The sequence below is a fragment of the Alitiscatomonas sp. genome, assembly GCF_037242085.1.
Classification (GTDB): Bacteria; Bacillota; Clostridia; order Lachnospirales; family Lachnospiraceae; genus Alitiscatomonas; species Alitiscatomonas aceti.
The window spans coordinates 1-6,831 of the sequence record NZ_JAXXBR010000023.1; the positions used below are offsets into that span (position 1 = coordinate 1).

Here is a 6,831-nt window from a genome sequence, read left to right on the forward strand (position 1 = left end):
AAGGCGATTCCAACTGGGGCTACGCGCCGGTGGTCATCCTCGGACCGGTGATCGGAGCGGTGGCAGCCGTCCTGTTATACGGAGTCATTCCGTGGGCATAAAAGTCCAGCAAGCTCTCCCGCTGTGCGGATGGGGCTGCTGCAGGAGATCATCTTCAGCAGTCCCCGGAAGCCGGCTTACAAAAATAAAAGATAGATTTGCAGAGATAAGAGCAGAGCAAATAAAGCATGGAGACATGTTTTGTTTGCTCTGCTCGTTTAGGAGATGAGAAGTCATGTATGATGTGATCATTATCGGCGCAGGCGTATCCGGAGCGGCGGCAGCCAGGGAGCTGTCCCGGTATAAGGGAAGGATCTGCGTCCTTGAAAAAGAAGAGGATGTGTGCTGCGGCACCTCCAAGGCCAACAGCGCCATCGTCCACGCGGGGTATGACGCTCCGGAGGGCTCCCTAATGGCGAAGCTCAACGTGGAGGGAAACCGCATGATGGCGGAGCTTTCCAGAGAGCTGGATTTCCCGTTCCGTCCCTGCGGCTCCTTTGTGGTATGCCTGGACCGGGAGATGCTCCCGGATCTTCAGGCTCTGTATGAGAGAGGCGTAAGAAACGGCGTTCCGGGGCTGGAGATCATTACCGATAAGGAGCGGATCCGGGAGATGGAGCCCAACCTTTCGGACCAGACCGAGGCGGTGCTTTATGCTCCCACAGCCGGGATCGTCTGTCCCTTCTTATTAAATATCGCCATGGCGGAGAACGCCTGCACCAACGGCGTGGAATTCCGGTTCAATACAACGGTCACCGGCTTTACCAGGACAGAAGAGGGGTGGCTGGTCCACACGGATAAAGGCGATGTGGAAACCAGGACCGTGGTCAATGCGGCGGGAGTTTATGCAGATGAGCTGCATAATATGGTCTGTGAGGAGAAGATCCATATCACTCCGCGCCGGGGAGATTACTGTCTCCTGGACAAGAGCGCCGGAGCCCATGTGAACCGCACGATCTTCGCCCTGCCGGGGAAATACGGAAAAGGCGTTCTGGTGTCGCCCACGGTCCATGGGAACCTCATCGTCGGCCCCACGGCCATTGACATCGGGGATAAGGAAGCCACCGCTACCACCAGAGAGGGGCTGGATCAGGTGATCGAAAAGGCGGGGATGAATGTGAAGGACCTTCCCATGCGGCAGGTGATCACCTCCTTTGCCGGTCTCAGGGCCCATGAGGACGGCCACGAATTCATCATCCGGGAGCTTCCGGGAGCTCCGGGCTTTGTGGACTGCGCCGGGATCGAATCCCCGGGCCTTACCAGCTCCCCGGCCATTGGGAAAATGGTGGCGGAGATCGTAGAGGGGATCTTACACCTTCCGGAAAACACGGACTTTAACGGCGTCAGAAAGGGGATCCTGGACCCGGATACACTTTCAAAGGAAGAGCGGGCAGCGCTCATTAAAGAAAATCCGGCTTACGGAAACATCATCTGCCGGTGCGAGATGGTCACGGAGGGCGAGATCCTGGATGCCATCCACAGGCCCCTGGGAGCCAGATCCCTGGACGGGGTCAAGAGAAGGACCAGGGCCGGCATGGGACGGTGCCAGGCGGGCTTCTGTACGCCCAGGACCATGGAGCTGCTCCACAGAGAGCTTGGCATTCCCATGACGGAGATCACAAAATCCGGCGGGGAGTCCAGACTCCTTGTGGGAACCAGTAAAGATACCCTTGGAAAGGAGGATGCTTAAGATGAGAGAATACGATCTGGTCATCGTCGGCGGCGGCCCCGCGGGGCTTGCGGCAGCAGCGGCGGCAAAGGACAGCGGCATCGACAGCATCCTGATCCTGGAACGGGACCGGGAGCTGGGCGGGATCCTGAACCAGTGCATCCATAACGGCTTCGGACTCCATACCTTCAAGGAGGAGCTGACAGGACCGGAATATGCGGCCAGGTTCATTGAAAGGGTCCGGGAACGGAAGATCGAATATAAGCTGAACACCATGGTCATGGAGATCAGTCCCCAGAAGGCAGTGACGGCCATGAACCGGGAGGAAGGTCTGTTTGAGATCAAAGCCAGGGCTGTGATCCTGGCCATGGGCTGCCGGGAAAGATCCAGAGGAGCACTCAATATCCCCGGCTATCGTCCGGCTGGTATCTACTCTGCGGGAACGGCCCAGCGGCTGGTCAATATGGAAGGCTTCATGCCTGGCCGGGAGGTGGTGATCTTAGGATCCGGCGATATCGGACTCATCATGGCCCGGCGTATGACCCTGGAGGGCGCAAAGGTGAAGGTGGTGGCAGAGCTGATGCCTTATTCCGGCGGCCTTAAAAGGAACATCGTCCAGTGCCTGAACGATTATGGGATCCCATTGAAGCTGAGCCACACGGTGGTGGAGATCAGGGGAAAGGAACGGCTGACGGGGATCACCCTGGCAGAGGTGGACAAAAACGGAAAGCCCATTCCCGGCACAGAGGAGGACTATTCCTGTGATACTCTGCTCCTTTCTGTGGGACTGATCCCGGAAAATGAGCTGTCTGGCGGCATGGGCGTGGCCATGAACCGGGTCACCTCCGGCCCCAGGGTCAACGAGAGCCTGGAGACCAGCGTGGAAGGCGTGTTCGCCTGCGGAAATGTGCTCCATGTCCACGATCTGGTGGACTTTGTGTCAGAGGAGGCGGCGGCGGCCGGAAGACATGCGGCTTCCTATATAAAAGAGGGCCGGAAGGAAAATGCCAGGGAGATCGCCATAAACGCTGTGGAAGGCGTCCGGTATACGGTTCCCTGTACGATCTCGCCTGAACGGATGGAGGATACCCAGGTGGTGCGGTTCCGTGTGGGAAACGTTTATAAAAACTGCTGCATCGGCGTATACTTTGACGGGAAGCAGGTGATCCGGCGGAAACGGCCGGTGATGGCTCCCGGAGAGATGGAAGAGATCCGGCTGGAAAAGGAAAAGCTTCTCTTGCATCCGGAACTGAAAACCATTACAATTAAGGTGGAGGAGGCGTAGAAAATGGAGAGACGGGAACTGATCTGTATCGGCTGTCCCCTGGGATGCGCCCTTACGGTGTCCATGGAAGGGGCAGAGGTGGTCTCGGTCACAGGAAATACCTGCAAGCGGGGCGACGTGTACGCCAGAAAAGAAGTGACCAACCCAACCAGGATCGTGACCTCCACCGTGAAGGTCTCCAACGGAACGGCAGATATGGTGTCTGTAAAGACGAAGGAGGACGTGCCGAAGGAGAAGATCTTTGACTGTATGAGAGCGTTAAAGGATGTGACGGTCCAGGCGCCGGTCCATATCGGAGACGTGGTCCTTAAAAACGTGGCAGGAACCGGCGTGGACATGGTGGCCACAAAAAATGTGGACTGAAGGGAGCTGGGACAGAAGAAAGGAGAGGCCTATGACCATGGAGAAAAAGAACCTGGGGCTGGGAAATATGAACGGGATGACCGATCAGGATCACAGGACCTGCGGGATCAACGACATGAACTGCCTGGGAGGAGAGGAGAAGGAGCAGACTCTGAACGATATGAACGGGGTGAGCCGGGAGGACGAGACGAGCTGCAGTCTCAACGATATGAACTGTTCGAAAAAAAAATAAAACTATTGCAATTGCTTCTTGAGTGTGATATGATGTAAACGATAACATAAGTAACTGGCTGAAAAGAGTGGACGAAACAAAGTCCACTCTTTCGTTTTGTATCTTCTTTCCGGTCCGGAAAAGACACGCACGGACGCGGGGGAACAGCCGGTGCTGATAAAAAGAAAGGTGGTGGGATCGTGTCAAAACGGGAAGACTATGAGGCAAGGGTGGAAGCATTCTTACTGCCTGTCATGGAAGAAAATCATTTTGAACTGGTGGATGTGGAATATGTAAAGGAAGCCGGAACCTGGTATCTCAGGGCCTATATTGATAAAGAGGGCGGCTTTACGGTGGATGACTGCGAGATGGTGTCCAGACGTCTGGGCGACTGGCTGGATAAGGAGGACTTCATCGACGAAAGCTATATTTTAGAGGTCAGCTCTCCGGGACTTGGAAGACCCTTAAAAAAGGAAAAGGATTTTAAGAGGAGCATGGGCGAGCAGGTGGAGATCAAGCTCTACCGGGCCGTGGACCGTCAGAAGGACTTTACAGGGGCTCTTGCAGCCTATGATGAAAATACGGTCACCATCCGCTATGAGGATGGGTCAGAAAGTACATTCGACAGAAAAGATATTGCCTTAATCCGTCTGGCATTTGATTTTTAAAAGGAGGATAAAAGATGAACAAGGAACTGATGGAAGCAATGACGGTGCTGGAAAAGGAATATAACATCAGCAAAGACACATTGCTGGAGGCCATCGAGAATTCCCTTCTTACGGCATGTAAGAACCATTTCGGGAAAGCGGACAATGTGAAGGTGATCATTGACCGCGAGGGCTGCGACTATTCTGTTTATGCAGAAAAAGAGGTTGTGGAAAATGTGGAAGACCCGGTGACCCAGATTAGCCTTGCAGACGCGAGAATGAAGGGCGCGAAGTTCGACCTGGGCGATATTGTCCAGATTCCCATCGATTCCCATGATTTCGGCCGGATCGCCACCCAGAACGCCAAAAACGTGATCCTCCAGAAGATCCGTGAGGAGAGCCGGAAATCCCAGTTAAACGAGTGGCAGTGCCGGGAGAAGGAGGTAGTGACCGGTATCGTGCAGCGTTATATCGGACGGAACGTCAGTGTGGATCTTGGAAAGATCGACGCTATCCTGCCGGAATCCGAACAGGTAAAGGGCGAGGTATTCCAGCGCACGGAGAGGATCAAGGTCTATATCCTGGAGGTAAAGGATAATCCCAAGGGACCCAGGATCTCCGTATCCCGTACCCATCCGGACCTGGTGAGACGCCTGTTTGAGGCGGAGATCGCCGAGGTGCGGGACGGAACGGTCGAGATCCGCGCCATTGCCAGAGAGGCCGGTTCCAGAACGAAGATCGCAGTGAGCACCACAGACCCCAACGTGGATCCGGTGGGCGCATGCGTCGGCTTAAACGGAGCCAGAGTCAACGCCATTGTCAATGAGTTAAGAGGCGAGAAGATCGACATCATCAACTGGGACGACAACCCGGCATTCCTGATCGAAAATGCCCTGAGTCCTGCCAAGGTGATCTCCGTTGTGGCCGATGAGGATGCGAAGGAGGCACAGGTCATCGTTCCGGATTATCAGTTATCTCTGGCCATCGGCAAGGAAGGACAGAACGCAAGGCTGGCGGCGAGACTGACCACCTATAAGATCGATATTAAGAGCGAGACCCAGGCAAGGGAAATGGGCCTGTTTGATGCCCTGGAGTCCGGCGAATATGAAGACGGATTTGAAGGCGAGTTTGAAACTGAAGGCAGCTATGAGGTTCCCGCAGAGGAAGACTACCAGGAGGAATCCGAAGAATAGGAGAGAAGTGATCTTACAGTGAGTACGGAAAAAAAAGTTCCGCAGAGACAGTGCATCGGCTGCGGAGAAATGAAGAACAAACGGGATCTGATCCGGGTTTTAAAGACAACGGACGGTCAGATCACCATCGACGCCACTGGAAGGAAGAATGGGCGGGGTGCATATCTCTGTCCGTCCATGGACTGCTTAAAAAAGGCCGTGAAGGGAAAAGGGCTGGAGCGCTCCTTTAAGATGGCGATCCCCAAAGAGGTATATGAAAGTCTGGAAAAGGAGATGGAGCAGCTTGATCAATAAAAGCAGGGTTTTTGGCCTTCTGGGCCTGGCCGCCAAGGCGGGAAAGGTGCAGAGCGGAGAGTTTTCCACGGAGAAGTCCGTGAAATCCGGGAGAGCATACCTGGTCATTGTCTCGGAAGAGGCGTCGGAAAATACAAAGAAGAAGTTCCGGAATATGTGTACTTACTATGAGGTCCCCTATTTTGAATTCGGAAGCAAGGAGGAGCTGGGCCACGCCACCGGCAGGGAGATGCGTGCTTCCCTGGCTGTGCAGGACGCAGGCTTTTCCGAGGCCATGAAGAAACAGCTTTGTATGAACGGAGGTAGTGAGTGTGAGGGATAACGATTTAGCTAAGAACTTAGGAAAGACGAATAAAGAGGTTACAGATACGTTGCAGAAGAATAATATGGAAGAAAACAGCAGTATGACAAACGGAGCCGGAACCCAGCCCGCCGGCGAGAATAAGGAAGGGGCAGCTCCGGCCAAGAAGCGGATCGCAGCCGTATACCGTCCCCAGAACAGCACCCAGAAGGGCCGCGGCGGCAGAAGCCAGGGACAGGGAGCCAGAAACCAGAGATCCACAGGACCAGGCATGCAGGTGCGTCCTACAACCTCTGCTCCGGCCCAGAAGCCCAAGGCAGCTCCGGCGGAAGAGGTGAAGGAACAGACCACAGCTCCCGTCCAGGAGACAGAGATGGCTCCGGTGCAGGCCGCTTCCCAGACAGAGGCAAGGCCCCAGGGAAGCCGCCAGGGAGGCTATAACCGCGACGGCCAGAGAGATGGGAACCGTCAGGGAGGCTACAACCGTGACGGCCAGAGAGACGGAAACCGCCAGGGAGGCTATAACCGCGACGGTCAGAGAGACGGAAACCGCCAGGGAGGGTTTAACCGTGACGGCCAGAGAGATGGAAACCGTCAGGGCGGGTTTAACCGCGACAGCCAGAGAGACGGGAACCGTCAGGGTGGGTTTAACCGCGACGGCCAGAGAGATGGAAACCGTCAGGGCGGGTTTAACCGTGACGGCCAGAGAGATGGGAACCGCCAGGGAGGCTATAACCGCGACGGCCAGAGAGACGGAAACCGCCAGGGCGGATATAACCGTGACGGCCAGAGAGATGGGAACCGCCAGGGAGGCTATAACCGCGACGGC

General features: G+C 55.5%; 8 protein-coding genes and 2 pseudogenes. All 10 read left to right on the forward strand.

Annotated features, from left to right (window positions below; genetic code table 11):
• Positions 1 to 101, forward strand: a pseudogene (locus WIH05_RS00400) (aquaporin); the annotation flags it as partial.
• Between the two features lie 173 nt (positions 102 to 274).
• Positions 275 to 1,729: an NAD(P)/FAD-dependent oxidoreductase gene (locus WIH05_RS00405; RefSeq protein ID WP_022272416.1), complete on the forward strand. Its 1,455-nt coding sequence runs from the start codon at positions 275 to 277 to the stop codon at positions 1,727 to 1,729.
• 1 nt (position 1,730) lies between these two features.
• Positions 1,731 to 2,993 carry an FAD-dependent oxidoreductase gene (locus WIH05_RS00410; RefSeq protein WP_337424811.1) on the forward strand — a complete coding sequence of 421 codons (1,263 nt, stop codon included), beginning with the start codon at positions 1,731 to 1,733 and terminating at the stop codon, positions 2,991 to 2,993.
• Positions 2,994 to 2,996: 3 nt separating this feature from the next.
• Complete coding sequence (locus WIH05_RS00415) at positions 2,997 to 3,356, forward strand: DUF1667 domain-containing protein (protein WP_022272414.1); 360 nt, start codon at positions 2,997 to 2,999, stop codon at positions 3,354 to 3,356.
• 31 nt (positions 3,357 to 3,387) lie between these two features.
• A complete protein-coding gene (locus tag WIH05_RS00420) occupies positions 3,388 to 3,588 on the forward strand; it encodes a hypothetical protein (protein ID WP_022272413.1) in 201 nt (66 codons plus the stop codon).
• A gap of 179 nt (positions 3,589 to 3,767) precedes the next feature.
• A complete protein-coding gene (gene rimP, locus WIH05_RS00425; RefSeq protein WP_022272412.1) occupies positions 3,768 to 4,235 on the forward strand; it encodes a ribosome maturation factor RimP in 468 nt (155 codons plus the stop codon).
• 14 nt (positions 4,236 to 4,249) lie between these two features.
• Complete coding sequence (nusA, locus tag WIH05_RS00430; RefSeq protein WP_022272411.1) at positions 4,250 to 5,407, forward strand: transcription termination factor NusA; 1,158 nt, start codon at positions 4,250 to 4,252, stop codon at positions 5,405 to 5,407.
• An 18-nt stretch (positions 5,408 to 5,425) separates the two neighbouring features.
• Positions 5,426 to 5,701, forward strand: a complete 276-nt coding sequence (locus tag WIH05_RS00435) for a YlxR family protein (RefSeq protein WP_022272410.1) — start codon at positions 5,426 to 5,428, stop codon at positions 5,699 to 5,701.
• A complete protein-coding gene (locus WIH05_RS00440) occupies positions 5,694 to 6,023 on the forward strand; it encodes a ribosomal L7Ae/L30e/S12e/Gadd45 family protein (RefSeq protein ID WP_334307933.1) in 330 nt (109 codons plus the stop codon). The genes WIH05_RS00435 and WIH05_RS00440 overlap by 8 nt, the downstream gene beginning before the upstream one ends.
• A pseudogene (locus WIH05_RS00445) lies at positions 6,013 to 6,831 on the forward strand (translation initiation factor IF-2); the annotation flags it as partial. The gene WIH05_RS00440 and the pseudogene WIH05_RS00445, both read left to right, overlap by 11 nt.

Bases quoted from the DNA above. Each gene is read 5' to 3' on its own strand.
- nusA (WP_022272411.1), top strand. From the start codon at position 4,250: ATGAACAAGGAACTGATGGAAGCAATGACGGTGCTGGAAAAGGAATAT.
- WIH05_RS00410 (WP_337424811.1), top strand. From the start codon at position 1,731: ATGAGAGAATACGATCTGGTCATCGTCGGCGGCGGCCCCGCGGGGCTT.
- WIH05_RS00405 (WP_022272416.1), top strand. From the start codon at position 275: ATGTATGATGTGATCATTATCGGCGCAGGCGTATCCGGAGCGGCGGCA.
- WIH05_RS00415 (WP_022272414.1), top strand. From the start codon at position 2,997: ATGGAGAGACGGGAACTGATCTGTATCGGCTGTCCCCTGGGATGCGCC.
- WIH05_RS00420 (WP_022272413.1), top strand. From the start codon at position 3,388: ATGACCATGGAGAAAAAGAACCTGGGGCTGGGAAATATGAACGGGATG.